Source organism: Kineosporia babensis (genome assembly GCF_021129305.1).
GTDB lineage: Bacteria > Actinomycetota > Actinomycetes > Actinomycetales > Kineosporiaceae > Kineosporia > Kineosporia babensis.
Genome location: NZ_JAJOMB010000009.1, coordinates 169,284 through 194,213, shown reverse-complemented (window position 1 = coordinate 194,213; position 24,930 = coordinate 169,284). Strand labels below are relative to the sequence as shown.

The 24,930-nt window shown below is 70.1% G+C and carries 26 protein-coding genes and 1 pseudogene; 16 read left to right on the top strand and 11 right to left on the bottom strand.

The annotated features are described in order from the left end of the window. The first annotated feature begins 36 nt into the window (after positions 1–36). Positions 37–477, top strand: a complete 441-nt coding sequence (locus tag LR394_RS18470; protein WP_231443580.1) for an SRPBCC family protein — start codon at positions 37–39, stop codon at positions 475–477. Here LR394_RS18470 and LR394_RS18465 read toward each other — a convergent pair whose 3' ends face one another. After that, on the bottom strand, positions 478–1,080 hold the full coding sequence (locus tag LR394_RS18465) for a hypothetical protein (protein WP_231443579.1): 603 nt from the start codon (positions 1,078–1,080) through the stop codon (positions 478–480). A 146-nt stretch (positions 1,081–1,226) separates the two neighbouring features. Here LR394_RS18465 and LR394_RS18460 point away from each other — a divergent pair, with 146 nt between their 5' ends. The 7 genes from LR394_RS18460 to LR394_RS18430 all read left to right on the top strand — a co-directional run bounded on the left by LR394_RS18460 (position 1,227) and on the right by LR394_RS18430 (position 7,713). After that, entirely contained in the window at positions 1,227–1,652 is a 426-nt protein-coding gene (locus LR394_RS18460; RefSeq protein ID WP_231443578.1) for a phage holin family protein, read from the top strand. Beyond that, on the top strand, positions 1,649–2,158 hold the full coding sequence (locus tag LR394_RS18455) for a DUF3618 domain-containing protein (RefSeq protein WP_231443577.1): 510 nt from the start codon (positions 1,649–1,651) through the stop codon (positions 2,156–2,158). Before LR394_RS18460 ends, LR394_RS18455 begins: the two co-directional genes overlap by 4 nt. Positions 2,159–2,279: 121 nt before the next feature. Further along, positions 2,280–3,329: a YihY/virulence factor BrkB family protein gene (locus tag LR394_RS18450; RefSeq protein ID WP_231443576.1), complete on the top strand. Its 1,050-nt coding sequence runs from the start codon at positions 2,280–2,282 to the stop codon at positions 3,327–3,329. 219 nt (positions 3,330–3,548) lie between these two features. Beyond that, positions 3,549–5,171: a methyl-accepting chemotaxis protein gene (locus LR394_RS18445; RefSeq protein ID WP_231443575.1), complete on the top strand. Its 1,623-nt coding sequence runs from the start codon at positions 3,549–3,551 to the stop codon at positions 5,169–5,171. A gap of 106 nt (positions 5,172–5,277) precedes the next feature. Continuing rightward, positions 5,278–6,345, top strand: coding sequence for an NADH:flavin oxidoreductase/NADH oxidase (locus tag LR394_RS18440; protein WP_231443574.1), 1,068 nt, complete (start codon positions 5,278–5,280; stop codon positions 6,343–6,345). Between the two features lie 430 nt (positions 6,346–6,775). Next, positions 6,776–7,144, top strand: coding sequence for a hypothetical protein (locus LR394_RS18435; RefSeq protein WP_231443573.1), 369 nt, complete (start codon positions 6,776–6,778; stop codon positions 7,142–7,144). Positions 7,145–7,341: 197 nt separating this feature from the next. Continuing rightward, on the top strand, positions 7,342–7,713 hold the full coding sequence (locus LR394_RS18430; protein ID WP_231443572.1) for a hypothetical protein: 372 nt from the start codon (positions 7,342–7,344) through the stop codon (positions 7,711–7,713). Positions 7,714–7,798: 85 nt separating this feature from the next. Here LR394_RS18430 and LR394_RS18425 read toward each other — a convergent pair whose 3' ends face one another. The 3 genes from LR394_RS18425 to LR394_RS18415 are packed head-to-tail and all read right to left on the bottom strand — an operon-like array spanning position 7,799 to position 11,438. Beyond that, positions 7,799–9,862, bottom strand: a complete 2,064-nt coding sequence (locus LR394_RS18425) for a xanthine dehydrogenase family protein molybdopterin-binding subunit (RefSeq protein WP_231443571.1) — start codon at positions 9,860–9,862, stop codon at positions 7,799–7,801. After that, positions 9,859–10,857, bottom strand: coding sequence for an FAD binding domain-containing protein (locus LR394_RS18420; protein WP_231443570.1), 999 nt, complete (start codon positions 10,855–10,857; stop codon positions 9,859–9,861). Before LR394_RS18420 ends, LR394_RS18425 begins: the two co-directional genes overlap by 4 nt. After that, a complete protein-coding gene (locus LR394_RS18415; RefSeq protein ID WP_231443568.1) occupies positions 10,854–11,438 on the bottom strand; it encodes a (2Fe-2S)-binding protein in 585 nt (194 codons plus the stop codon). The genes LR394_RS18420 and LR394_RS18415 overlap by 4 nt, the downstream gene beginning before the upstream one ends. A gap of 70 nt (positions 11,439–11,508) precedes the next feature. Between LR394_RS18415 and LR394_RS18410 the strand changes: the two genes are divergently transcribed. From LR394_RS18410 to LR394_RS18395, 4 genes are all read left to right on the top strand, one after another. Continuing rightward, complete coding sequence (locus LR394_RS18410; RefSeq protein WP_231443566.1) at positions 11,509–12,075, top strand: GNAT family N-acetyltransferase; 567 nt, start codon at positions 11,509–11,511, stop codon at positions 12,073–12,075. A gap of 79 nt (positions 12,076–12,154) precedes the next feature. Further along, the gene (locus tag LR394_RS18405) at positions 12,155–13,714 is read left to right on the top strand and encodes a methyl-accepting chemotaxis protein (RefSeq protein ID WP_231443564.1); all 1,560 of its coding nucleotides are present in this window, start codon (positions 12,155–12,157) and stop codon (positions 13,712–13,714) included. After that, a complete protein-coding gene (locus tag LR394_RS18400) occupies positions 13,711–14,157 on the top strand; it encodes a YdeI/OmpD-associated family protein (protein ID WP_231443562.1) in 447 nt (148 codons plus the stop codon). Before LR394_RS18405 ends, LR394_RS18400 begins: the two co-directional genes overlap by 4 nt. Before the next feature lie 114 nt (positions 14,158–14,271). Further along, positions 14,272–14,799 carry a hypothetical protein gene (locus LR394_RS18395; RefSeq protein WP_231443560.1) on the top strand — a complete coding sequence of 176 codons (528 nt, stop codon included), beginning with the start codon at positions 14,272–14,274 and terminating at the stop codon, positions 14,797–14,799. A 6-nt stretch (positions 14,800–14,805) separates the two neighbouring features. Here LR394_RS18395 and LR394_RS18390 read toward each other — a convergent pair whose 3' ends face one another. Genes LR394_RS18390 through LR394_RS18375 form a run of 4 tightly spaced genes read right to left on the bottom strand, consistent with a single transcriptional unit; the run spans position 14,806 to position 17,756 of the window. Continuing rightward, positions 14,806–15,270, bottom strand: a complete 465-nt coding sequence (locus LR394_RS18390; RefSeq protein WP_231443559.1) for a VOC family protein — start codon at positions 15,268–15,270, stop codon at positions 14,806–14,808. Next, positions 15,267–16,019: a 5'/3'-nucleotidase SurE gene (surE, locus tag LR394_RS18385; RefSeq protein ID WP_231443556.1), complete on the bottom strand. Its 753-nt coding sequence runs from the start codon at positions 16,017–16,019 to the stop codon at positions 15,267–15,269. Before surE ends, LR394_RS18390 begins: the two co-directional genes overlap by 4 nt. A 20-nt stretch (positions 16,020–16,039) precedes the next feature. Beyond that, positions 16,040–16,978, bottom strand: coding sequence for a 1-phosphofructokinase family hexose kinase (locus tag LR394_RS18380; protein ID WP_231443554.1), 939 nt, complete (start codon positions 16,976–16,978; stop codon positions 16,040–16,042). 34 nt (positions 16,979–17,012) lie between these two features. Next, positions 17,013–17,756: a glycoside hydrolase family 16 protein gene (locus LR394_RS18375; protein WP_231443552.1), complete on the bottom strand. Its 744-nt coding sequence runs from the start codon at positions 17,754–17,756 to the stop codon at positions 17,013–17,015. 365 nt (positions 17,757–18,121) lie between these two features. Here LR394_RS18375 and LR394_RS18370 point away from each other — a divergent pair, with 365 nt between their 5' ends. Together LR394_RS18370 and LR394_RS18365 are read left to right on the top strand one after the other, a co-directional pair. Continuing rightward, a complete protein-coding gene (locus tag LR394_RS18370; RefSeq protein WP_231443550.1) occupies positions 18,122–18,793 on the top strand; it encodes an NfeD family protein in 672 nt (223 codons plus the stop codon). Positions 18,794–18,841: 48 nt separating this feature from the next. Beyond that, positions 18,842–20,344 (top strand): flotillin family protein, encoded by a 1,503-nt coding sequence (locus tag LR394_RS18365; RefSeq protein ID WP_231443549.1) that lies wholly within the window; start codon positions 18,842–18,844, stop codon positions 20,342–20,344. 61 nt (positions 20,345–20,405) lie between these two features. Here the strand turns inward: LR394_RS18365 and LR394_RS18360 are convergent, their stop codons facing one another. Further along, positions 20,406–21,218, bottom strand: a complete 813-nt coding sequence (locus LR394_RS18360) for an SDR family NAD(P)-dependent oxidoreductase (RefSeq protein WP_231443547.1) — start codon at positions 21,216–21,218, stop codon at positions 20,406–20,408. Positions 21,219–21,368: 150 nt separating this feature from the next. On the opposite strand from LR394_RS18360, the pseudogene LR394_RS18355 reads away from it, so the two are divergent. Next, positions 21,369–22,268 (top strand): annotated as a pseudogene (locus LR394_RS18355) (helix-turn-helix transcriptional regulator); the annotation flags it as partial. Here the strand turns inward: LR394_RS18355 and LR394_RS18350 are convergent. Next, the gene (locus LR394_RS18350; RefSeq protein WP_407937074.1) at positions 22,171–23,106 is read right to left on the bottom strand and encodes a pirin family protein; all 936 of its coding nucleotides are present in this window, start codon (positions 23,104–23,106) and stop codon (positions 22,171–22,173) included. The pseudogene LR394_RS18355 and the gene LR394_RS18350 sit on opposite strands and share 98 nt — an antisense overlap. Before the next feature lie 14 nt (positions 23,107–23,120). Here LR394_RS18350 and LR394_RS18345 point away from each other — a divergent pair, with 14 nt between their 5' ends. Next, positions 23,121–23,714 (top strand): TetR/AcrR family transcriptional regulator, encoded by a 594-nt coding sequence (locus LR394_RS18345; RefSeq protein ID WP_231443542.1) that lies wholly within the window; start codon positions 23,121–23,123, stop codon positions 23,712–23,714. A 28-nt stretch (positions 23,715–23,742) separates the two neighbouring features. Here the strand turns inward: LR394_RS18345 and LR394_RS18340 are convergent, their stop codons facing one another. Continuing rightward, entirely contained in the window at positions 23,743–24,828 is a 1,086-nt protein-coding gene (locus LR394_RS18340; RefSeq protein ID WP_231443540.1) for a PQQ-dependent sugar dehydrogenase, read from the bottom strand. Positions 24,829–24,930 lie beyond the last annotated feature (102 nt).

The following is a 24,930-nucleotide window of genomic DNA, read 5'->3' as shown; positions in this document are numbered from 1 at the left end:
TTGCCCGCAGCCCCGGCGCCCGGTGGAATGACCCGCATGATCGAGGTGAAGCGGCACGTGAAAGCGTCCCCGCAAGAGGTGTTCTCCGTGCTGGCCGACGGATGGCTCTACTCCGGCTGGGTGGTCGGCGCCTCCCGGATCCGTTCGGTGGACCCGGACTGGCCCGCGACCGGCTCGAAGATCGATCATTCGGTGGGAGTTTGGCCCGGCCTGCTGAACGACTCCACCTCGGTGCTCGACTGCGTGCCCGGCCACCGCCTGGTCCTGAGGGCCCGGGGCTGGCCGATCGGCGAGGCCACCGTCTTTCTTGAACTGGAGGAGCAGGACGGCGGCTGCCTGGTCCGGATGCAGGAGGACGCCTCGGCCGGGCCCGGCAAGCTCGCCCCGAAACCGTTGCGGCAGGTGACGATTGCCCCGCGCAACAACGAGAGCCTGCGCCGCCTGCAGCTGATCGCCGAAGGCCGCCGGGCGAGCTGATCAGGTGCGCCGGGCGATGATCAGGCCGGCCAGCAGGGCGCCGAGCGTGCCCAGCACCTCGTCGCTCAGGGTGTCGGTGTACGCGGTGGCCAGCTCGGTGCCGCCCCGGATGAACGCGTAGTACTCGCCGACCTCCCAGAAGATCGCCATGACGGCACCGATCCCGGCCACCAGCAGGGCGATCTCCCAGCGCGGCCGGGCCCGGCCGCGCTCTCCACGGGTGATCAGCAGCCCGGCCCCCAGGCCGAGGAACATCCAGTTGACGAAGTGGTTGGCCTCGTCCCACCAGCCCACCGTGTCGTACAGGTTCAGGGTGTTGCCGGTGACGTCGATCAGGTACGGCAGCATGATCCAGGCGAACGCCGCCCACGGCACGTCCCGCCGGTCCTTGGTCACCAGCCACCAGATCACCGGCACGGCCAGCATCATCGCCGGGTAGAGCACCAGCCGGGCGCCGAACCCCTTGCCCTCGAACTGTTCCAGCCCGGCGGCGAAGAAGGTGGCCACCAGGAGCTGGCCCACCGTCAGGGCGAGCAGGACGGCGCTGATCCAGGCGGCGGCCGGAAGGGACCGGCGCTGCGGTGTGACCTCGGTTCGGCTCATAACGGGAAGTATTGCGTGATCTTGCGGCGGCCGGCTTCAGCCCGAAGTCGTCGCACTTTCGTCGCACTTAGGGGCCTGCTCGGGATGCGGCTGAGCTGGGCACACCTAGATTCGAGGAAGACACCGAAGGTCACATTGGAGAAGCCATGAGCGTGACGCACGAGAAGCCGGGGCCCGTACCTGCGGGTCACGAGAAGTCGACGCCGGAGCTGGTCCAGGACCTGACCCGGCTGGTCCCCCAGCTGGCCCGGCAAGAGGTCGAACTGGCCAAGGCCGAGCTGGCCGAGAAGGCCAAACACGCCGGGATCGGGGCCGGGGCCTTCGGTGGCGCCGGCCTGGTCGCCCTGTTCGGGGTGGGCACCCTGGTCGCCGCGGCCGTCCTCGGCCTGGCCGAGGCGGTGCCCGCCTGGGCCGCCGCACTGATCGTGGCGGCCGTGCTGCTGCTGGTGGCCGGGGCGATGGCGCTCCTGGGCCGCAGCCAGATCAGGCAGGCCACCCCGCCGGTGCCCAGGCAGGCCGTGGACAGCACCAAGCACGATGTCGAGGCCGTGAAGGAGAGTGCCCACCGATGAGCGATCCCGAGGATCTGCGCGCCGAGATCGACCACACCCGCGACGAGCTGGCCGACACGGTCGGGGCGCTGGCCGCCAAGACCGACGTGAAGGCCCGGGCCGGTGAAAAGGCGCACGAGCTGCAGGAAACGGCCCGGTCGAAGGCCGCCGAGGTCAAGGAGAGCGCCAAGGTCCACGCGATGACCGCCAAGACCACGGCCGCCGAGCAGGCCCACCAGGTGGCCGAGCAGGCGCATCAGGTGGCGGACAGGGCCAGGGCCGCCGGTGAGCAGGCCCGTACGGTGGCCACCGAACGCGCCCAGCAGGTCGCCGCGCAGGCCAAGGTGGCCACGGAACAGGCCAAGGTCAAGACCGAGCAGGCGCGCACGGTCGCGGCCGAACGCGCCCACACCGCACAGGAAACCGTGCAGCAGCAGCGCCAGGAACGCCCTTGGCTGCTGCCGACGCTGGGGGGAGCCGCGGGGCTGCTGGCGGCTGTCCTGATCTGGCGGCGCCGTCGGAGCTGAAAACCCCTACCAACAATGGACGGTGCCCTCACCCCCCGTGGTGAGGGCACCGTCCATTGTTGTCGGCTTTCCGGGACCCTCTCGAACGGCAGCCTCCGCCAGATCGCGCCACCATGGCCACATGTGGGGAAACAAGCGCCGTAACCAGCAGGAACGCAACGATCTACCGGACGAGAACCCGGTGGATTCACCCACCGAACTTCCCCGGCGCTCATGGCTGCGGGTCCTGCGCGGCGCCGCCAAGGAGTTCTCCGAGGACAACCTGACCGACTCGGCCGCCGCCCTGACCTACTACGGCGTCCAGGCCCTGTTTCCCGGCCTGCTGGTACTGCTTTCACTGCTCGGCTTCCTCTCCAGCAACTCGATCGCCGAACTGCAGGCCAATCTGCGCCCGGTGATTCCCGGTTCGTTCCAAGGCACCCTGGACAGCATCCTCGAACAGGTCGGGAACAAGCCCGGCTCAGCCGGTTTCGCGTTCGTTCTGGGTCTGGCTACTGCACTGTGGTCATCCAGCGGCTACATCGCCGCGTTCATGCGCGCCTCGAACATCGTCTACGACATCCCCGAGGGCCGGCCGATCTGGAAGACCCTGCCCACCCGGGTGCTGACCACCCTGGTGATGCTGGTGCTGATCGTGCTGGCCGCGGTGATCGTGATCTTCACCGGCCCGGTGGCCGAGCAGGCCGGCGACCTGCTCGGCCTGGGCGATGCCGCGGTGACGGTCTGGGGCATCGCGAAATGGCCGGTGCTGCTGCTGATCATGATGCTCGAGCTGGCGATCCTGTACTGGGCCGCGCCGAACGCCAGGCAGGGCTTCCGCTGGGTCACCCCCGGCGGCGCGATCGCGGTGCTGCTGTGGCTGATCGCCTCGGCCGGCTTCGGTTTCTACGTGGCCAACTTCTCCAGCTACGACGCCACCTACGGCACCTTCGCCGGGATCGTGATCTTCCTGATCTGGATGTGGATCTCGAACCTGGTGATCCTGCTCGGGGCCGAGGTCAACGCCGAGCTGGACCGGGCCCGGGCCGAGCAGGACGGGCTGCCGCGCGGGGCCGAGCCCTACGTGCAGCTGCGGGACACCAGCAAGCTCGACGAGGACGAACTGGCCGAGGTGGAGGGCTCACGGCGGCACCTGCGGCCCGATCGGGGCGGCGACGCGGGCAGCGTATGAGCCGCTCTGCCCGGTTCTGCACCGCTACCGCCACCCCTGATCTTGCTGTGGGTGAGCCGCGGACAGGGCCGGGCGGGTGACCCGGTGACGATGAGCTAACTCTGAGTCGCGATCCGACGATCGGCTCGGTCAGAAGCACTCACTGTTGCCGGTCCGTTCCGTCATCACGTCGCAGAAAGCGCCGCGGCCGGACGAGACACCTTGTCTGAAAGGACGTCAATGCCCGCCGCGAAGTCCCTAGTCTCCTTCTTCGGCAGCTTCTCCCTGCTGAAGAAGATCTTCAGCCTGGTCGCTGTCGCCGCCGTGCTCAGCATCGGGATCGGCCTGATCAGCCAGCAGGCCGTGCACTCGGTCGCCAAGAGCAGCGAGCAGATCGTCGCGGTCCAGGGTGACCGGGTCGCCACCGCCCTGCAGGCCCGCGCCGAGTTCTCTGCGCTGAACCGCGACATCGTGCTGAGCAGCCTGTCCACCGGGGACACCAGCTCGGCCCTGGCCACGCAGATCCAGAGCAGATTCGGCTCGATCTCCGAGAAGTTCGACGCGCTGGCAGCCTCCGGCCTGAGCTCCGAGGACAGCGCCCAGCTCGCGGCCGCGCAGACCGGCCTGGCCGCGATCGAGAAGATCTACACCGAGCGGATCGCCCTGGTGGCCGGCAGCGACAGCTTGACCGGCACCCAGTACCGCCGCCTCGGCAACCTGATCAACGGCGACTTCGCCACCCAGGCCGGCGACGTCCGCCAGGCCCTGGACGCGGTCGCGAACAACGCGGTCACCGGCATGCAGACCGAGGCGAAGCAGGCCGAGTCCACGGCCACCGCGCAGATCGTCCGCTCCTGGATCATCACCGTGCTGGGTGTGCTGCTGATGGTCGGCTTCGGCTACTGGGTGGCCCGCTCGGTCTCCCGGGGCATCGGCCGGATCCGCGACGGCCTGGTCGCCCTGGCCGACGGTGACCTCTCCCGCACCGTGCCGGTGAAGGGCAACGACGAGGTCGGCCAGATGGCGGCGGCCCTGAACCGGGCCAGCGAGTCGCTGCACAAGGCGATCGAGGACATCCAGTCCAGCGCCGGCACCCTGTCCCGGCGCACCGGTGAGCTCAGCGGGATCGCCACCACCCTGGCCTCCAACTCCCGCGAGACCACCTCGCAGGCCACCAGCCTGAGCGCCACATCCTCGCAGGTCTCCGGCAACGTCCAGACGGTCGCCGCCGGCACCGAGGAGATGACCGCCAGCATCCGGGAGATCGCCTCCTCCTCGGCCGAGGCCGTGCGGGTCGCGGCCGGTGCCGCCTCCGAGGCCGCCACCGCCACCGCCACCGTGGGCAAGCTGGGTACCTCCAGCGAGGAGATCGGCAACGTGGTCAAGGTGATCACCTCGATCGCCGAGCAGACCAACCTGCTGGCCCTGAACGCCACCATCGAGGCGGCCCGGGCCGGGGAGGCCGGCAAGGGCTTCGCGGTGGTCGCCGAGGAGGTCAAGCAGCTGGCTCAGGAGACCGCCCGGGCCACCGAGGACATCGGGCACCGGGTCGAGGCGATCCAGGCCGACACCCGCGACGCGGTCGAGGCGATCGAGCGGATCACCCGCACCATCGAGGACGTCAACTCCTACCAGACCACGATCGCCTCGGCGGTCGAGGAGCAGACCGCGGTGACCTCGGAGATCGCCCGCAACATCGACGAGACGGCGACCGCCGCCTCGCGGATCGCCTCCGACATCGTCGGGGTCTCGCACGCCACGATGAGCTCCAGCTCGGGCATCGCCGACGCCGAGCGGGCGGCCGGGGACCTGGCCCAGGTCGCCGGTGGGCTCAACCAGCTGGTCGGCCGCTTCAAGCTCTGACCAGCAACGTGTGAAGGCGCCGGGGATCCGTCCCCGGCGCCTTTCGCCGTTTGCCCTCCCGTCCGACCCCGGGAAGCTGCGGGCGGCAAGCCCGGTTCACCCGGGCATGAGTCTTCTCTTCTCCCCGCTCACCCTGCGCGGGGTCACGGCCCGCAACCGCGCCTGGGTCTCACCGATGTGCATGTACTCCAGCGAGAAGGGCCGGCCAAGCGACTGGCATCTGGTGCACCTGGGCAGCTTCGCCCGGGGCGGGGCCGGCCTGGTGATGCAGGAGGCCACCGCGGTGGTGCCGGAGGGCCGGATCTCCCCGGAGGACGCCGGGATCTGGAACGACGCGCAGGCCGAGGGCTACGCGCGGATCAACCGGTTCATCCACGACCAGGGCGCCGTCACCGCGATCCAGCTGGCCCACGCGGGACGTAAGGGCTCCACCTACGCGCCGTTCCGGGGCAAGGGCTCGGTACCGGCCGACGAGGGCGGCTGGAAGACCGTGGCCCCCTCCGCGGCCGCCTTCGGCCGTTACGACGTGCCCGCCGAGATCCCCGCCGGTGACATCCCCGCCCTGGTGCAGGCCTGGGTCGAGGCGGCGCAGCGCGCGGTCGCGGCCGGCTTCGACGTGATCGAGGTGCACGCGGCCCACGGCTATCTGCTGCACGAGTTCCTCTCGCCGGTGAGCAACCTGCGCACCGACGCCTACGGCGGCGACCTGGAAGGCCGCTCCCGGCTGCTGGTCGAGATCGTCGACGCGGTGCGCGCGGTGATCCCCGACTCCGCCCCGCTGCTGGTGCGGGTCAGCGCCACCGACTGGGTGCCGAACGGCCTCGACGTCGAAGAGGTGGCCCAGGTGGCGGCCACCCTCAAGGGGCACGGCGTGGACCTGATCGACGTCTCCAGCGGCGGCAACCACCCGGATCAGAAGATCACCCTCGGCCCCGGCTACCAGGTGCCCTTCGCCGCCCGGATCAAGCAGGTCAGCGGCCTGCCCACCGCCGCGGTCGGCCTGATCACCGAGCCCCGGCAGGCCGAGCAGGTGCTGGCCGAGGGCAGCGCCGACGCGGTGCTGCTGGCCCGGGCCCTGCTGCGTGAGCCGAGCTGGCCGCTGCGCGCTGCCCACGAACTCGGCGATCACGTTGAGTGGCCGCCGCAGTACGACCGCGGCCGCTTTCCCCAGTAGTCACCAGCAGTTGCCAGCAGTCTCGCCAGGCTCATGATCGGCACTGTGGCGGCACCGGGTCCTGAGCCGATCCGGTGCCGCCGTTGCCCGTCTGCTTGAATCCCGGTTAGCCCGATCAGGTGTGGACCTCACCACGTCCGATCACGGATAGCTATCAGGCGGAACTCGGCAGAGCGTGACCCTGCCGCTGCGTAGTGCAGGAATGTCGACGAAAGCAAGTGTTCTGTGCCACAGGCGACCCGAACAGCTTGCTTAGAGTAGCCGGGGCCGGATAGGACCACTCGGGGTATTGAAGACCGCATCAGTCGGCGGCTACGGACGCCGACAAGGATGTTGAGAACGTGCTGCCGCAGCTCAGTGCCCCACGGCCGAACGGGCCGAAGATCTTCGCTCGACAGATTCAGCCCTCGTGGCCGGAAGGAAACGCACCGTGAGCAACCTGGACACCGCCCTCAAGGAAGCCATGCAGATCGACGGCGCCATCGGCGTCGCCCTGGTCGACTACACCAGCGGGATGACCCTCGGCCAGGCCGGCGGTGCGGTGATGGATCTGGAGGTGGCCGCCGCGGGCAACACCGAGGTGGTCCGGTCCGAGCTGCGCACCATGGAAGCACTGGGCATGCGCGAGGGCATCCAGGACATCCTGATCACCCTGAACACGCAGTACCACCTGATCCGGCTGATCCAGGGGCAGGCCGGGGCCGGGCTGTTCCTGTACCTGGCGCTCGACAAGGGCCGCGCCAACCTGGCCATGGCCCGGCACAAGCTGGCCAACCTGGAGCGCAACATCCAGATCTGACCGCGGCGAACGGGTGAGGGTGCAGCACGCCTGCACCGAGGACGGGACCAAAGTCCCTACGCACACAGCGTCCGGGCGATCACCGTGAGCAGTGGCCGGGCGCCGAGTGAGCGAACACAGAGCACTCGGGCGCGGCCGGCTCCGGTCAGCGCCGCCCCGTCGTACCTCAGTTCGCTCTGTGCGGAAGGAAACGCTTCGTGTCCAACATTGAAATCGTCCTCAAAGAAGCCATGCAGATCGACGGCGCCATCGGCGCCGCGCTGGTGGACTACACCAGCGGCATGACCCTGGGGCAGGCCGGCGGCAACGGGGCGCTGGACCTCGAGGTGGCGGCGGCGGGCAACACCGAGATCGTCCGGGCCAAGCTGCGCACCATGGAGTCGCTGCGGCTGCGCGAGAACATCGAGGACATCCTGATCACGCTGGACACCCAGTACCACCTGATCCGGCTGATCCAGGGCCCGCACGGCAACGGGCTGTTCCTGTACATGGCCCTGGACAAGCGGCGCGCCAACCTGGCCCTGGCCCGGCACAAGCTGGCCAACCTGGAGCGCACGATCGAGATCTGAGCTGCGCAGTAAGAACAACACCAGCAACGGACGTCGGCGCTCACCTTCGAAGGTGAGCGCCGACGTCCGTTGCTGGTGGCGGTTTCTACTTGAGGACGTCCTCGAGATGGATGGGCAGCTCGCGCACCCGCACACCGGTGGCGTCGAAAACCGCGTTGGCCACCGCGGCCGCGGTCCCGACGATGCCGATCTCGCCGATCCCCTTGGTGCCGGCCCCACCCAGATGCTCGTCCGCCTCCTCGATCCAGCCGATGTCCAGCGCGCCCACGTCGGCGCAGCCGGCCACGTGGTAAGAGGCCAGGTCGTGATTGGCGTAGTCACCGAAGACCGGGTCGATCAGGCCCTCTTCGTGCAGCGCCATCGACAGGCCCATCGTCATCCCGCCGATGAACTGGGAGCGCGCGGTACTGGCGTTGACTATCCGGCCGGCCGCGAAAATGCCGGTCATCCGCGGCACCCGTAACTCTCCGGTGTCCTGGTTCACCCGGACCTCGACGAACTGGGCGCCGTAGGACCCGCGGGTGTACTCCCCGAGCGCCTCGATGTCCTTCTTGGTGTTCGCCGTCACCGACTTCGCGCCCTCTTCACGCAGCTGACGGCAGGCCTTGGTGACCGCCCAGCCCCAGGAACGGGTACCCATCGAGCCGCCCGCGATCCCGGCCGCGGGCAGGTCGGAGTCACCGATCCGGACGGTCACCTGCTCCAGCGGCACCTCCAGGGCCTCGGCGGCGAGCTGGTGCAGGGCGGTCCGGGCGCCGGTGCCGATGTCGGTGGCGTTGATATCGACCGTGTAGTGGTCGTTCTCGTCCACCGAGGCGGTGGCGCTGGCCGGCATCTGGTAGGTCGGATAGAAGGACGCGGCCACCCCGGCCCCGATCAGCCAGCGGCCTTCGCGGTGGTTGCGGGGCGCGCGAGGCTCGCTGCGCCAGCCGAAGCGACGGGCACCTTCCCGTAGACAGGCCACCAGATTACGGCTGGAGAAAGGGTTTCCGGTCTCCGGATCCACCTCGGGCTCGTTCCGGATCCGCAGCTCGACCGGGTCGACGCCGAGTTCTACGGCCAGCTCGTCCATCGCCGACTCAAAGGCGTAGAAACCCGGGCATTCCCCCGGCGCCCGCATCCAGGAGGGCACCGGCACGTCCAGCCGGGCCAGGCGGTGGCTGGTACGGCGGTGCGGCGCCGCGTAGATCATCCGAGTGGCCACCGCGGTCTGCTCGGCGAATTCCTTGACCGTGGAGGTCTGCTCGACCACCTCGTGCATGATCGCGTTCAGCCGGCCGTCGGCCTCGGCCCCGAGCCGGATCCGCTGGATCGTCGGGGTGCGGTAGCCGACCAGAGAGAACATCTGCTGCCGGGTGACGGCGAGCTTGACCGGCCGGCCGGTGACCTTGGCGGCCATCGCCGCCAGCACCACGTTCGGCCGGGGCATGCCCTTGGAGCCGAAACCTCCACCCACGTGCGGGTTGATCACGTGGACTTGCGACTTCTCCAGCTCGAACAGCCCGGCCAGCAGCTGCTGCACCACTCCCCCGCCCTGGTTGGAGTCGTACAGGGTGAGCGATCCGTTCTCACCCCAGATCGCCGTGGTGGCGTGGGGTTCCATCGGATTGTTGTGCAGCGCTACAGTGCTGTAGGTCTGGTCCAGCTGCACCGGGCTGGCGTCGAACGCACGGTCCGGATCGCCCTGCTCGGTATCGGTCTCGAAGGCCGGGTTCACCTTCTCCGGCTTGTACAGCGAGGCGTGGTCGGGGGTCAGAACCACGTCGTGCGCCAGTTCCTCGTACTCCACCGGCAACTGGGCCGCGGCCTCCCGCGCGGCCTCCGGCGTCTTGGCCACCACCAGCGCCACCAACTGCCCGCGGTAGGCAATTTCGGGGCTCTGCAGCACGGCCAGGGTGGGGTCGCCGACATCGCCCAGGTGCGGGGCGTTCTCGTGCCAGAGCACGGCGATCACGTCGTCCGAACGCAGCACGTGGTCGGCATCGACGGTGAGCACCCGGCCCTTGGCCACCGGGGAGGTCACGATCCAGGCGTAGGCCGTGTCGGGCTGCGAGTGGTACTCGTAGGCGTAACGGGCCTTGCCGGTGACCTTCTCGATTGCCTCGTCGCGGGTCAGCGGCGGTCCGGTGAGCGCCTTGGTCACAGTCATGCTTCCTCCACCCCGGCCAGTGTGCTCAGTGCGGCGACGATCAGGTTCTGGCTCAGCTCGACCTTGAAGGCGTTGTCCGGCAGTGGTTCGGCGGCGGCCAGTTCCAGTTCGGCCGCGCGGCGGAACTGTTCGGGCGTGGCCGGATTGCCGGTCAACGCGCTCTCGGCCCGGCGGGCTCGCCAGGGCTTGTGGGCCACGGCGCCGAGGGCGATGCGCACCTCGCTGATCGTCCCGTCCGGAGCCAGGCTCAGTCCGGCGGCTACCGATCCGACGGCGAACGCGTACGAGGCCCGGTCGCGTGCCTTGCGGTAGAGCGAGTTGCGGTGCGCCTCGCGGGAGGTCGGGATCTCGACCGCGGTGATCAGGTCGGCCGGGTCGAGAACGGTGTCGCGCGAGGGATCTTCGTCCGGAGCCCGGTACAGATCGGCGAGCGCCAGGGCCCGGTCCCCAGCCGGGCCGGTGATCTGCACGCGGGCATCGAGCGCGGCCAGGGCCACCGCGAAGTCCGAGGGGTGAGTGGCGATGCAGTGCTCACTCGCGCCCAGGATGGCCAGGTCGCGGTGGGCGCCGGTGCGGGCCGGGCAGCCGGTGCCGGGCTCGCGCTTGTTGCAGGGCTTGGTCACGTCCTGGAAGTAGACGCAACGAGTGCGCTGCAGCAGGTTGCCGCCGACGGTAGCCATGTTGCGCAGCTGGCCGGAGGCACCGGAGAGAAGAGCCTGCGACAGCATCGGGTAAGCGGCCCGGATGCGCGGATCGGCGGCCAGATCGGAATTGCGGACGCCGGCGCCCACCAGGATCCCACCGGTTGCGGTTGGCTCGATCCGGTCGAGCTCCAGGCGGGTGACATCGACCAGGAGTTCCGGAGATTCCACGCCGAGCCGCATCAGGTCGACGAGATTCGTTCCGCCGCCCAGGAACTTGGCCCCGGGCCGGGCGGAGAGCTGGTGCACGGCCTGGACCGGTGCCTCGGCCACCGCATAGGCGAACGGCTTCATCGGCTCTCTCCCTCGTGGTAGGCGGTCTCGATGCCGGGCGCAGGCAGTTCGGCGGCGGCAGCATCGAGCACGGCGGGCACGATGTTGGCGTAGGCGCCGCACCGGCACAGGTTGCCGCTCATCCGCTCCCGCACCTCGGCCTCGTCCAGCTGCACGCCGCCCTCCGGTGGGGTCACCGCCGAGGGCCAGCCCGAGCGGGCCTCGGCGAGCACGCCCACGGCCGAGCAGATCTGGCCCGGCGTGCAGTAGCCGCACTGGAACGCGTCCCGGTCGATGAACGCCTGCTGGACCGGGTGCAGGTCTTCGCCGTCGGCCAGGCCCTCGACCGTGGTGATCTCCCGGCCCACGGCGGTGACCGCCAGGATCAGGCAGGCGTTGACCCGGCGGCCGTCCAGGAGCACCGTGCAGGCGCCGCACTGGCCGTGGTCGCAGCCCTTCTTCGAACCGGTCAGGCCGAGGTGCTCACGCAAGGCGTCGAGCAGCGAGGTGCGATGGTCCAGGGCGAGCTCGTGCTCGCGGCCGTTCACCTGCAGACGCAACGTGCTCGTCGTTGACTGGGAACGGGTGTCCGTCGTCGTCATGCGGGTGACGCTACGGCTACCCAGCGTGCCGCGCCTCTTGATCAGCGCCTGCGCGAATTAGGGTGATTCCATGGTGAATCTGGTCAAGGACGTGGTGCCGGCCGGCAGCTGGGGTTCACTGGCCCAGCCCGGTTTCGCGGGAGCGGGCCTGGTGGTCCGGCCCTGGCAGCCGGGCGACGAAGGCTTCCTGCTGAGTGCGTACGCCGACCCGGACATCCGGCGCTGGCACGCCATGACCCTGAGCGACCGGGCCGAGGCCACCGCCTGGATCGAGACCGCGGGCCTGCGCTGGGCGCAGGAGCAGGGGGCCAACTGGGCGGTGACCGAGGACGGGCAGTTGCTCGGGCGGATCGGGTTCCGGATGCTCGACCTGGCCGGCGGGGAGGCCGAGGTGGCCTACTGGGTGGCGCCGCAGGCCCGGGGCCGGCGCGTCGCCACCCGTGCGCTCGGCGCATTGATCGGCTGGGCCCGGTCCCAGGGTCTGCACCGGCTCACGCTGATGCACTCCACCCTCAACCTGGCCTCGTGCAAGGTGGCGCAGCACTGCGGGTTCCGGGACGAGGGCACGTCGCTGCGCTCGGTGCTGCACGAGGACGGCTGGCACGACATGCACCACCACGCACTCCTGCTCGAGTAGAAACCTCAAGATCGCCGGGGCGGCTGCCGACGACCGCGGGGAGGCGTGACACCGGTCGCGCCCGATCGGGGGTACCACGGTGGGGCTGAAGTTGGGCCGATGGCGTTCCGGCGAGAACCGCTCGTGGACGGTCACGGCCAGCGTGTTCACCTCGCTGGCCTTCGTCCTGGCGCTCACGCTGGGGATGGCGGTGCTCGCCCTGGACGGGATGGGCCAGGTGGTGAAGGACAAGGACCGGGTGATCGGGCACGACACCGAAATGCTGCTCGGGGCCCGCAACCTGATGGACATCCGGGACGCCCGGGCCGCCGCCAACCGGGCCTACCTGTTCTCCGGGCAGAACCGGTACCTGGGCGATCAGTACCGCCTCGACCAGGAGTTCACCCAGCAGCTCGACGAGCTGGCCGGGCGGGTGGACACCGCCCGCGGGCGCGAGCTGGTGCAGCAGATCGACAGCCTGCAGAGCAACTTCGTCCGGCTCGACCAGAGCCCGATCCAGCTGAAGCAGCAGGGCGCCCCGATCAAGCAGGTGGTCGCGGCCTGGGACGAGATCGACGACCAGCGGATCACCACCAACCTGGCGATGAACGAGCTGTCGAGCTACCTGCAGAGCCTGATCGAGGATCGGGAGGCGGCTGCCTCGGACACCGCGAGGCGCGGTATCCAGCTGGTGATCGGGGCGTTCCTGGCGATCGTGGTGGGCTCCACGCTGGTCGCCAGCCTGATCGTGAAGCAGGTGCGCGGGCGGGTCTTCACGGTGATCCGGTCGGTCCAGTCCTCCTCGGCCGACCTGGTCCGCAGCGCCCAGCGGCAGGCCGAGGGCGCCGGTGAGCAGGCCACCTCGGCGGCGGAGATCTCGACCACGATCAAGGAGATGCTCACCGAGTCCCGGCGGATCGCGCAGGGCGCCCAGGACGTGGTCGCGGCGGCCGGGCAGACTGCGGACGCGGGGCGCCACGGCCGGGACGTCGTGCTGGCCACCGCCTCGTCGATGGACCGGATCCGGGAGCACTCGGGTTCGCTGGACACCCACATGGACGACCTGACCAAGAAGGCGCGGCAGATCAGCGGGGTCGTGGAGATCGTCGCGGAACTGTCCGAGCTGACCAACATCGTGGCGATCAATGCGAGCATCGAGGCGGCCGGGGCGGGCTCGGAGGCAGCGCGCTTCGCGGCGCTGGCCGACGAGATCCGGGCCCTGGCCGACCGGGTGGGTGGCTCGGCCCGGGAGATCAGCGACCTGGTGGCCTCGGTCTCGACCGCGGTGGAGGACACCCGGCGGGTCAGCCGGGACGCCTCCGAGGCGATCGGCGACGGGGCCTCGATGGCCGGGCAGGCGGTGGCCAGTTTCGAGGAGATCGTGGCGCTGGTGGCCGACACGATGGAGTCGGCCCGCCAGATCCAGCTCTCCACCAGCCAGCAGTCGATGGCGGTGGAACAGACCGACGTGGCGATCACCGCGATGGCCGACGCCACCCGTGAGCACCAGAACTCGGCCGGCGGCACCCAGGCCACCGCCGACGAACTGGTCAGCCTGTCGTACCAGCTCGGCACCTTGGTGCAGTCCTCCCCGCCGGACGGCTCGGGCGATGTTTTCGCCGGATCGGGCCGGCCGGGTTACGCCAGGATGAGCGGATGACGACGCACCGCTTCCGCACCGAGGTCGAGTTGCACGGCAGGACCGCCACCGGCCTGCGGGTCCCGGCCGCGGTGGTGGAGGCGCTCGGGCAGGGCAAGAAGCCCAAGGTGACGGTCACGATCAACGGCCACGCCTACCGCAGCACGGTCGCGGTGTACGAGGGTGACTTCTTCCTGCCGCTGAACGGTGAGAACCGCAAAGCCGCCGGGGTTGCCGCGGGCGAGATCGTCGAGGTGCAGCTGGAACCGGATCTGGCCGAGCGCACCGTGGAGGTACCGGACGATCTGGCCGAAGCCCTGACCGCGCAGCCGGGTGCCCGGGCGGCGTTCGACGCGCTCTCGTTCTCCCGCCGCCGCGCCCACGTCGAGGCGGTGAACGCAGCGAAGAAAGCGGAGACCCGCGAGCGCCGGATCACCGCAATTGCCGAGGAACTCGGCGGCTGACTGGCCCGGCCGGGTGATTGCCGCCGAACCCCTACTTGAAGCCGCTAACACCTGCCGCAGGGGTGCCGACGGGGGGTCAAATCTTTTCCCTCAGCGGAGAGCGGAGGAGCCGTCATGGAAACGGTGACCTACCCGTACGCAGGCAAGAATTCGGTCAAGAACAACGACCAGGCCCGCGCCCGAGCGAAACGGCAACTGGGTCAGGACGTCCTGATCTCGCACATCGGCTGGAAGCACGAAGGGGGTGAGACCCTCTGCCTGGTCGAGTATCTCACCGAGACCGAGGCGAGCGCACACGATCGTGCCCCCAACGCGCGTAAGGCAGTGCAGCTCAGCAAGGTCTGCGCCGCCGCCGACGTGCACAACGCCCTGCTCGAGATGGGCGGCAGCGCCAGCATCCACGACGTCGCCCTGGCCCTGGACCAGGACGTGCAGTGGCTGACCAAGCAGATGGAACGCCCCGAATGGCAACTGGAGGTCGGCGGGGCCGGTGGCTTCTCCGGCGAGCACACCGTCATCACCCTGGATCTGGCCACCGCCGTGCAGCTGGAGACCGCGGCGCCGGCGCCGCCGAAGCGCCGCTTCCGGACCATTCCGGCCCTGCTGGTCGCCGCCGTGGCCCGTTCCATGCTCCGGGCCTGAGCAGCCTCAGGCCTGGTCGTACTTCGCCTGGTCGATCACGCAGAACTCGTTGCCGTCCGGATCACGCAGCACCACGAAATCCGGCTCTTCCGGGTAGTTCCAGGCCGCCACCCGAGTGGCCCCGAGCCCGACCAGCCGTTCCACGTGCCGTTCCTGCTCGGTGGTGTACAGGTCCAGGTGCACCCGGGCCGGCTCGGCCGATGCGTGGTCGGTGTACTGCAGGGAGATCCGGGGGCCGGCGCCGGAGTGATGGACCAGGGTGGTGAACTCCGGGTCGATGTCCTCGTCCCGCAGCCGGTAGCCCAGGGCCCGCATCCAGAACCGGGTCGCCCGGCCCATGTCCTGGGTGTTCACCACGACCGTGCCGATCCGCAGATCGCCGACGTCGTCGAGGGTGCCCTGAACGGCGTCGTCCGAGGTCTCGGTGCGCTCGGTCAGCCGCCGGGCCAGTCGCTCTTCCGGTTCGCTCACACCTGCTCCTTGTCGATACCGGTCAGATCCACCGCGTCGGAGGCGATCGGTGGGCGCAGCGCCGTGGCCGTGGCCCAGCCCTCGCGCAGGAGGGCCACATCGGTTCCGGGCTCGGCGTCGTCGGCGATCTCGTGGAACGTGGTGGTGACGAAACCTTCTCCGGCCTCGCCGATGTCGGCCTGGACCGCGCCGAAAGCGGCCAGAGCAGCCGGTTTCAGGCCCTTCAGCTGCGCTCGCGGAATGTCGGGCACATTGATGTTCAGCACGTAGGGGGTGCCCAGATCGGCCAGGAACCAGGTCAGGGCCCGATCGGCGACGGCCCGGGCGGTGTCGAAGTGGGTGGGGGTGCCCCCGGTCAGCGACACTGCCAGGGCCGGTAAGCCCTGCGACGCCGCGGTCAGCCCAGCTCCGACCGTGCCCGAGTGCAGCACGGCCTGCCCGGCGTTGGGCCCGTGATTCACCCCGGACAGCACGATGTCGGGCGGATCGCCGAAAGCACCTCGCACGGCGACGAACACGATCATTGCCGGGGAGGCGTGCACCCCCAGCGCAGGAACGCCCGCCACGGTGGTGTGGTCGATCAGCAGCCGCCCGTCGTTGCCCAGCGCCGAGAGCATGGCGCTGGCGCCGCTTCGTTCTTCATGGGGGGCCGCGACCGTCACCTCCAGACCGGCCGCCAGGGCGGCCTCGGTCAGCGTCCGGATGCCGTCGCTGCCCACCCCGTCGTCGTTCGTGATCAACGCCCGCATGTGCTCAATCTCCCGGCAGATCACAGATCCCGCAACGTCACTCGTCCCTGCAGCTGCTCGATCAGCTCCCGCTCACCGGTGGCCAGGCCGTGGCGGGTGGTGTTCAGCGTTCCGGCGGCCGAGCCCAGCAGCAGCGCGTCCTCCAGATCCCAGCCCGCCGCGGTGCCCACCGCAAGCCCGGCCGTCATCGAGTCGCCCGCGCCGCGATGGTCGGCCCGCTCGAACGTGGGCGTCTGCACCATCACCGCCCGTTCACCGATCAGCGCCAGGGCGGGCTCACCGGCCCGCGACACGATCACGTTGGCCGCCCCGGCCTCGCGCAGCTTCTCAGCCGCCTTGAGCAGGACCCGGGGCTCGTTCGAATCGGCGAGTCCGTCGTCCAAAAGCTCTTCATGACTGACCTTGACCACCCGGACCCCGCCCGAGACGGCCGCCGTCAGGTAGTCCCCGGACAGATCCACCACCACCGGGACGTCGTGCGCGCTCAGATCGGCGGCCAGCCGCCGGTACGTCTCTGGCTCCAGGACTCCTTCGCCGTCCGGGCCACCGAGCACCACGACGTCTGCGTCCAGGCCCTCGACCAGCGTCATGTCGTAGAGCGCGTCGTGGTCGTGTCGCGGCAGCGGCGGCGGGTTGTGAGTGGCCACCTCCGCACGCTCCCCCTCCCGCCGGTCGTGCACGTAGGCCCCGTTGGTGTTGGTGGTGCGCAGCGGCCGGGGAATGATGCCTTCGCGCTCGATCAGCGGGATCAGCATTTCGCCGCTCTCCCCACCGAACGGGCCGACCAGCCGGGTGGCGCAGCCCAGCGAGGCCATCATCCGGGCGATCCAGACGCCCTGCCCACCGCCGTGCACGTGCAGTTCGGTGCTGCTGCCGTCGGGCAGGCCCTCGATCGTCACCGTCAGCAGTGGTGAGGGGGTGAACACGACCGCCGTTCCCCGTTGCTCCGCAGCGTCCATGGCCAGATAGTGCCCGAGGAGCGCCGGGTGCGCCTTACGAGTGACCCGTGACCGCGCGCACCACCAGCTCCGGCACGACCTCGGTGGCCGGAGCCCGGCCGGGGAAGTCGAACACGGCGATGATCAACTGCATCGGGTACTGCGGGGCCTGCTCGACCGTGCGCAGCAGCTCGCCGTCCAGGTAGAAGCTCACCGAGTCCGGCTGCCAGTGCACGGCGTAGCGGTGGTTGCGGCTCACGTCGACCGGGTGCGGGCCGGCGTGGAACTCCTCGTGCAGGCGCGGGTCGCGGATCGCCTTGATCCCGTGGCCCAGCCCGGCCGGGTTGTCGCCGAACACCTCGACCAGGGTGATCTCGCCGTTGTCGTCGGGGTTCTCGTGCTCCAGACCGACCATCCAGGCCGAGAACATCGAGCTCGGGGTCAGGGTGGCCCGGCACTCCACCTCGATGCGGCCGTAGTGCGGAGTGAAACCCCAGCGGGTGGGCTGCTGTTCACGTACCAGCAGGCCGGGCCGGAACGCCTGCTGCCCGTGGGAGCTACCGACCGGGCCGGAGAAGTTTCCGCTCTGCACCGCGGAGACCCGCAGCGGACCGTCGTGCAGGTCGGGGCACCAGAGCGGTTGTTCGGGCGGGATGCTCAGATGCAGGCCGTCCGCGTCCAGCCGGTAGGTGGCGGCCGCCTCCATCCGGGAGCTCCAGGCGGGCAGGTAGGAAGCCGTCCACACCTGCTCGTCGAGGTTCCGGCCGTCAAATCGCTCGTCGATCTCCTGAGGGCCCATCGGAGCACGATAGATCAGGCCGGCCGGGCCTGGATCTTGATCGAGCGGGTCTGGCAGATCCGGGGCGCCCGCTTGCTCCTCACGGCAACCCGAACAGCCGCGGCGCTACCGCATCCGTGGGCAATGCGTCAATGATGGTAGATAGGCCGATTCGGCGGAGCCGGCGCAAGCGGCCGGACGGGTGAAGCGGTTTCGGCCTCATCTCGGAAACGATTTTCCTCGCCCCAATTACACGAGCTCATGCAACACATAGGCTCGGCGTCGCGTCAGCTGGGTGGTGGGCCGGATGCCCACCGGCTCGAGGGGTTCTGGGAGGGGTCCGGTCGAGCCTGCCGGTCAGGTGTCAGGGAGGATCGCCCGCCGTTATGCCAGATTCGCAGACCCTTTTCATTGCGGCCGGGGCGACGGGTTTCCTGATCCTGCTGCTGAGCGTGCTGCTCGGCGAATTCGGCGGTGGCGACGGTGAGCTCGGCCACGAGGCCGCGGCCCCCGGCCCCGAGATCGACGGCCCCGGAATCGACGGCGCGGGTCCCGAGATCGACGGCCCGGCCGGGGTTCCGGGCGAGATCGCCAGCGGTTTCGACGCCGGCAACGACATCCCCGAGGGCTCGGCCGAGATCGACGCCCCGCACTGGTTCAGCATCCGCATGCTGTCGGTCTCTCTGGTCGGTTTCGGCGCAGCCGGTTTCATCGCCTCGTATTCCGGCGTGTACCCGATTTTCGCCTGGCCGATCGCGGCCGCCGGCTTCCTGGCGGTGGGAGCCGGCGCCAACCGCTGGATCCTGAAACCCCTTGCCCGCCAGCAGTACAACTCGCTGTCCAGCCGCTGGGGCTGGGTCGGGCGGACCGGTGTGGTCACCCTCGACATCCTCCCGCACGGCACCGGTCAGGTGACCTTCCACGACCGCGCCGGCGGGCGGATCACCCAGACCGCCACCTCGGACCTCGGCGAAGGCATCCCTAAAGGCTCCCCGGTCACCATCACCGACCTGAAGAAGGACGGCGTCGTGGTGCACCGCAGCTCCTTCTCGGACTAAGTAACCCCGATCCTGAACGACCGACCCTCACGAAGGAAAACGCTCCTGATGAACGAAGTCTCCCCCATCGTGTTCGCCGTGGCCGGAGTGGTCCTGGCCCTCTTCCTGCTGGCCGTGCTGTACGCCAAGAACTACGTCAAGGTGCCGCCGAACATGGTGGCCGTGTTCACCGGCCGCGGCCGGCCCAAGATCGTCCGCGGTGGTGCCCGGTTCCGGGTCCCGGTGCTGGAGCGGGTCGACTTCATGAGCCTGGAGCCGTTCAACATCCAGGTGTCGGTGGGCTCGGCGATCTCCAGCAACGGCGTGGGCATCGCGGTGGACGTGGTCTCCCTGGTGCGTTTCGGCTCCACTGACGAGGCGATCGAGACCGGCACCCAGCGCTTCCTGACCGCCAACCGGGAGGAACTGCGCGGCCAGCTCACCGAGATCATCGCCGGTAACATGCGCGCGATCTGCGCCAAGATGACCGTCGAGGACCTGAACAGCAACCGGGACCAGCTGACCCGCTCGGTCGCCGAGGAGGCCGGCGCCGCGCTGGCCTCGATCGGTATGGAGCTCGACGTCCTGACCGTGCAGGACGTGCGCGACAAGAACGGCTACATCGAGTCGCTCGGCCGCAAGCGGATCGCCGAGGTCCGCCGGGACGCCGAGGTCGGCGAGGCGCAGGCCAAGCGGGACGCCCGGATCGCCGCCGCCGAGGCCGACCAGCAGGGCCGCACCGCCGAGGCCAAGTCGCAGGAGGCGATCGCCGAGGCGCAGCGCCAGCTGTCGATGAAGCAGGCCGAGATCGACACCGAGGTCAACGCCGCCCAGGCCCGCGCCGCGCAGGCCGGTCCGCTGGCCGAGGCCGAGGCCGAGCGCGCCGTGGTGCTGGCCGCGGTGGACACCGAACGGCAGCGCACCGAGCGGCAGATCGCGGTCGAGGAGCAGCGCGCCGCGCAGCGCAAGCAGGCCCTGGAGGCCGACGTGATCGCCCCGGCCGAGGCCGACCGCCAGGCCGCCGCCCGCCGGGCCGAGGGTCAGAAGGCCGTCACCATCGCCAACGCCGAGGCCCAGGCCCGTCAGCGCGAGCTCGCCGGTGAGGCCGACCTGAAGGCCCGTAGCGCCGGGGCCGAGGCCTACCAGCGCGAAGGTGCGGCGCAGGCCGAGGTCGAGAAGGCCAAGCTGCTGGCCGCCGCCGAGGGTCAGCGCGCCCAGTTGCTGGCCGAGGCCGAGGGTCAGAAGGAACTGGCCGCCGCGCTGAGCGCGTTCAACGACGAGGCCGCCCGGCTGCGGGTGCTGCCCGACCTGATCGAGGCGCTGCCGAAGATCGCCCGCGAGGTCGCCGCGCCGATGGGCAACATCAAGAACCTCACGGTGCTGAGCAACGGCGGCAACGACTCGGACGACGCCCTGTCGAAGGTGGCCGGTTCGGTGCCGACCCTGCTGCTGCAGGTGCTGGAGACCGCCAAGGCCGGCGGGATCGACCTGGGCCAGCTCCTTGGTGGCAACACCGACCCGCTGGAACCGCGCAAGTCGGTCGTCGAGCCGGTGCAGAAGCCGACCGCCTGATCTGGAGGCAAGCACCAGCGGGCCGCCTCCTTCGGCGAAGGGGGCGGCCCGCTTCGTTTACTTAGGCAATGTCGGTGGTGACGGCCAGTTCCCGGCCTGCCTCCACCTCGGCCCGCAGGGCCTCCAGCTTGGCGGTGGCCAGGGCGTAGGAGTCCGAGCCGAGCAGCTGGTGCAGCGGCGCGTTCCCGGCCTCGACCACCTGGATGATCGCGGCGGCGGCCTTGACCGGGTCGCCGAGCTGGGTGCCGGGCATGGCCAGGTGCTGCTTGGTCATCTCCCGGACCGCCGGATAGGCATCGACCGGCGCCGAGGGCAGGGCGATCGAGACCGGGCGCAGGAAGTCGGTGCGCAGGTAGCCGGGCTCGATCAGGTTGACCTTGATCCCGAAGTCGGCCACCTCGGCGGCCAGTGACTCGCTCAGGCCCTCGAGCGCGAACTTGCCGGCCGCGTACAGGCCCCAGCCCGGGAACGGCACCAGGCCGACGATCGAGGAGATATTGACGATGTGCCCGCTGCGCTGGGCCCGCAGCAGCGGCAGGGCGGCCCGCAGCACGTTCCAGGCCCCGAAGATCTGCACGTCGAACATGGTGCGGGCCTCGGCGTCGGTGACCTCCTCGACCGCCGCCAGGTGACCGTAACCGGCGTTGTTGACCACCACGTCCAGGCGTCCGAAGCGTTCCTGGGTGGCGGCCACCGCCTCGGCAACCTGCTTCTCGTCGGCCAGGTCGACCTCTCGCACCAGCAGGTTCGGGTGCTCCGGCATCCGGGCCGCCGAGCGGGTGGTGGCGGCCACGTTCTCGCCACGCTCCAGCAGTTGCTCGACCAGCTCGAGGCCGAGACCACGGGAGGCGCCGGTGACGAACCAGGTGGACATGTGATTCTCCGTTCCAGAAGGACGACTTGCCTCCATGGTTCGCCCGCTTCCGGGTCCGCCACCACGACCTTCCCGGCCCAGCACAACCTGGGAACGGCATGCCCACCCAGGCCCTTCGCAATCGCGGCGTCCGGGCCGAGGATTGAGGGTATGAGCGATCTGGGTGACTTCCTGCGCAGCAGCCGGGCCGGTCTGACGCCGCACGAGGTGGGCCTGGAGACGGGCGATGCGCCGAGGCGGGTGCAGGGGCTGCGCCGGGAAGAGGTGGCGCAGCTGGCCGGGGTCAGCGTGGACTACTACACGCGGCTGGAGCAGGGCCGGCACAGCACTCCGTCCGAGGCTGTGCTCGAGTCGCTGGCCCGGACCCTTCGCCTGGATACCTCGGCCCGCCTGCACCTGTTCGACCTGGCCCGGCCCCATCAGGCCTTCAGACCCACCACGCAGCGGGTTCGCCCGGCCGTCCAGCAGATGCTGGCCTCGCTGGTCGATCACCCGGCCCTGATCCTCGGCCGGCGCACCGACGTGCTGGCCTCGAACTCCCTGGCCGACGCGCTGCTCACCGACTGGCGCCGGCTGCCCGCCCGCGAGCGCAACTACACCCGCTGGATGCTGCTCGACCCGTTGGCCCGCAGCCGCTTTCTGGACTGGGCCACGGTCGCGGCCGATGCGGTGGGCACCCTGCGCCTGGACGCCGGCCGGCACCCGGACGACCCGATGCTGAACGAGCTGGTGGGCGAGCTGACGATCAAGAGCCCGGAGTTCCGCGCGGCCTGGGAGGACCACCGGGTCCACGAGCGCACGCACGGCACGAAGCAGATGACGCACCCCGAAGTCGGGCCGATCACTTTACGTTTCGAGGCGTTGGAGTTGCCCGGTGACGAGGGGCAGACGCTGTTTCTCTATACCACCGACCCGGGCAGCCGCTCCAGCGACAATCTGCGGCTGCTGGCCCTCAGCCGCGCGGGCGCAGCCGCAGCGGAGGCAGCGTCGGAGCCGGCAGCGGAGCCGGCTGACCTTCCGGAAACACCCCGAACCGCCGGGGATCCGCCGTCCCGCCGATCTCGGCCTGCCAGGTAGCCCGGAACTCGGCGATCTCGTCGTGGTTGCGGCCGACGAAGTTCCACCACATCACGATCTGCTCACCCAGCGGCTCACCGCCGATCAGCAGCAGCCGGGCTTCGCCTTCGATGCTCAGCTGTTCACGCCCGGGCGGCAGGTAGACCAGGTGATCGGCCGGGACCTGCGTGCCGTCGACCCGTGCGGAGCCTCCGTCCAGGAGCACCCCGTGTTCAAAGCGGCTGTCCAGAGCCAGTTCCAGCGAGCCCGAGAGCAGGATCTCGGCGCCGAGCAGAGGTGGGGTGTAGGTGGGCACTGGCGAGACACTGCCCACCAGTGAGCCGATGAACACCCGGATCTCGGCGCCGTCCACCGTCACCGGCGACGGCGCGTAGTGATGGAACGTCGGGGGCATGTCCCGGGTGGACGCAGGCAGGGCGTACCAGAGCTGGGCGCCGTGCAGCGTGCGGGTCTCGGCGGTGGAGATCTCCTGGTGCGAGATGCCGTGCCCGGCCACCATCAGGTTCACCTCGCCGGGCCGGACCCGGGCGGCGAACCCGGCCGAGTCCAGGTGGTCGATCTCGCCGGTGAACAGCCAGCTCACCGTGGCCAGGCCGGTGTGCGGGTGCCGGGCGACCTGCATCCCCCCGGTGATCTCGACGTCGTCCGGGCCGTAGTGGTCGAGGAAGCACCAGGCCCCGATCAGGCTGCGCCCGCGCTGCGGCAGGGTGCGGCGCACGGTCATCGCCCGCGGGCCGCCCAGCGGCACGTCTCGCGGCGGCAGTACCTCCACTTTGCTCACCTCCCCAGGATAAGAGAACGAGCCGTCCATTAACCTGGCCCCCGATGAATCAGCAACCCGTCCGACGGGGCCGCGGCCGCCGTCCGGCCGCCGAGGTCCGCACCGGCGTCCTGGAAGCCGCCGCCGATCTGCTCTTCGCCGAGGGCATGAAGGCGGTCACCTTCGAGCGGGTGGCCGCCGCGGCCGGGTCCAGCAAGATGACGTTGTACAAGTGGTGGCCCTCGGCCGGTGCCCTGGCCGCCGAGGCCTACTTCGCCCGCAGCCGGCCAGTTCTCGCCTTCCCCGACACCGGCGACATCCGGGCCGATCTGACCACCCAGCTCACCGCGTTCGTCCGGCTGCTCACCGAGGGCGGGGCCGGGCCGGTGATCGCGGGCCTGATCGGCACCGCGCAGACCGACCCGGACCTGGCCGCCGCCTTCCGGCGGGACTACTCCGGTCCGCGCCGCGATCTGGCCGTCGAAGCCCTGGACCGCGCCCAGCAACGCGGCCAGTTGCGCGCCGACCTGGATGTGGCCCTGCTGGTCGACCAGCTGTGGGGCGCCTGCTACCACCGGCTGCTGGTGCTCGACGCCCCGCTGGACGAGGCCTTCGCCGTCGCCCTGGTGAACAACGCCCTGGACGGAGCTGCTACCTAGAGCCTGCTCCGCAGTAGGCAAAGCTGCGCTAAGGCGTGGACAGTTCCACCCGCAGGATCCGGTCGTCGCCCGGCCGCGGATCGGTACCGCCCCAGGTGGCCTCGTCGGTGTTCGACGTCATCAGCCACAGCGCGCCGTCCGGGGCCACCTCGACGGTGCGAATGCGTCCGTACTCCTCGACCAGGTGCTCGATCGGCTCGCCGGCCGCCTCGGCCCCGTCCACCGGCAGCTGCCACAGCCGTTGCCCGCCCAGAGCCCCCACCCACAGCGACCCATCGGCGTAGGCCACGCCGGAAGGTGAGGCGTCGTCCGGGTGCAGCACGAAGATCGGCTCGGTCCCGGCGTCCCCCTCGATCCCCTCGCTCTGCGGCCAGCCGTAGTCCTGCCCGGCCTCGATCACGTTGACCTCGTCCCAGGTGCGGTGGCCGAGCTCGGAGGCGTAGACCGTGCCGTCCGGGCCGAAGGTGATGCCCTGGACGTTGCGGTGCCCGGTGGAGTAGATCGGCGAGTCGCCCGGATTGTCGGCGGGGATCGACCCGTCCGGGGCGATCCGCAGGATCTTGCCGTTCAGAGCCTCCTCGTCGGCGGCGTTCTCGGGCTCGAAGGCGTCTCCGGTACCGATCCAGAGATTGCCGTCAGGGCCGAAGGCGATCCGCCCGCCGTGGTGCCGGTCGGCGGTCTCGATCCCGTCCAGGATCACCGCCTCCTGCCGCAGCGACGAGTAGTCGGCAGCCAGTTCGAAGCTCGCCACCCAGTCCTCGTCCTGGCCGGACACGAAGGCGAAAACGGTCCGGTCGTCGGCGAAGTCCGGCGAGACGGCGATGCCGTGCAGCCCGCCCTCCGAGGTCTTGACCACTCCTTCGACGGTGCCGACGGTCTGTGTCGAGGCCCCGTCGGGAGCAACCCGGCGGATGTTGCCAGTGGCCCGTTCGGTGACCAACGCGGAGCCGTCGGGAAGGAAGGCCAGGCCCCAGGGCATGTCCAGGCCGGTGGTGATCTCGGTGATCTCGCCGAGGCCGGTGGCCGCCACCGGCGCAGCCGGGCCCGGCGGGTCGGCGCTGCAGGCCGTCAGCAGCAGCGCGGCACTGGTCAGGATCGGGACGGACTTACGCATGGACGCTCTCCAGCCATCGGACATGTGGACTACCTGTCCACATCGTTCGACAGATAAAGACGCTGCATCCATTTCTTTGGTTCCCGGAGAACTTCAGCGCCA

Coding starts and splice junctions, on each gene's coding strand:
- LR394_RS18470 (WP_231443580.1), top strand. CDS start 37: ATGATCGAGGTGAAGCGGCACGTGAAAGCGTCCCCGCAAGAGGTGTTC.
- LR394_RS18465 (WP_231443579.1), bottom strand. CDS start 1,080: ATGAGCCGAACCGAGGTCACACCGCAGCGCCGGTCCCTTCCGGCCGCC.
- LR394_RS18460 (WP_231443578.1), top strand. CDS start 1,227: ATGAGCGTGACGCACGAGAAGCCGGGGCCCGTACCTGCGGGTCACGAG.
- LR394_RS18455 (WP_231443577.1), top strand. CDS start 1,649: ATGAGCGATCCCGAGGATCTGCGCGCCGAGATCGACCACACCCGCGAC.
- LR394_RS18450 (WP_231443576.1), top strand. CDS start 2,280: ATGTGGGGAAACAAGCGCCGTAACCAGCAGGAACGCAACGATCTACCG.
- LR394_RS18445 (WP_231443575.1), top strand. CDS start 3,549: ATGCCCGCCGCGAAGTCCCTAGTCTCCTTCTTCGGCAGCTTCTCCCTG.
- LR394_RS18440 (WP_231443574.1), top strand. CDS start 5,278: ATGAGTCTTCTCTTCTCCCCGCTCACCCTGCGCGGGGTCACGGCCCGC.
- LR394_RS18425 (WP_231443571.1), bottom strand. CDS start 9,862: ATGACTGTGACCAAGGCGCTCACCGGACCGCCGCTGACCCGCGACGAG.
- LR394_RS18420 (WP_231443570.1), bottom strand. CDS start 10,857: ATGAAGCCGTTCGCCTATGCGGTGGCCGAGGCACCGGTCCAGGCCGTG.
- LR394_RS18415 (WP_231443568.1), bottom strand. CDS start 11,438: ATGACGACGACGGACACCCGTTCCCAGTCAACGACGAGCACGTTGCGT.
- LR394_RS18410 (WP_231443566.1), top strand. CDS start 11,509: ATGGTGAATCTGGTCAAGGACGTGGTGCCGGCCGGCAGCTGGGGTTCA.
- LR394_RS18400 (WP_231443562.1), top strand. CDS start 13,711: ATGACGACGCACCGCTTCCGCACCGAGGTCGAGTTGCACGGCAGGACC.
- LR394_RS18395 (WP_231443560.1), top strand. CDS start 14,272: ATGGAAACGGTGACCTACCCGTACGCAGGCAAGAATTCGGTCAAGAAC.
- surE (WP_231443556.1), bottom strand. CDS start 16,019: ATGCGGGCGTTGATCACGAACGACGACGGGGTGGGCAGCGACGGCATC.
- LR394_RS18380 (WP_231443554.1), bottom strand. CDS start 16,978: ATGGACGCTGCGGAGCAACGGGGAACGGCGGTCGTGTTCACCCCCTCA.
- LR394_RS18375 (WP_231443552.1), bottom strand. CDS start 17,756: ATGGGCCCTCAGGAGATCGACGAGCGATTTGACGGCCGGAACCTCGAC.
- LR394_RS18370 (WP_231443550.1), top strand. CDS start 18,122: ATGCCAGATTCGCAGACCCTTTTCATTGCGGCCGGGGCGACGGGTTTC.
- LR394_RS18365 (WP_231443549.1), top strand. CDS start 18,842: ATGAACGAAGTCTCCCCCATCGTGTTCGCCGTGGCCGGAGTGGTCCTG.
- LR394_RS18360 (WP_231443547.1), bottom strand. CDS start 21,218: ATGTCCACCTGGTTCGTCACCGGCGCCTCCCGTGGTCTCGGCCTCGAG.
- LR394_RS18350 (WP_407937074.1), bottom strand. CDS start 23,106: ATGGACGGCTCGTTCTCTTATCCTGGGGAGGTGAGCAAAGTGGAGGTA.
- LR394_RS18345 (WP_231443542.1), top strand. CDS start 23,121: ATGAATCAGCAACCCGTCCGACGGGGCCGCGGCCGCCGTCCGGCCGCC.
- LR394_RS18340 (WP_231443540.1), bottom strand. CDS start 24,828: ATGCGTAAGTCCGTCCCGATCCTGACCAGTGCCGCGCTGCTGCTGACG.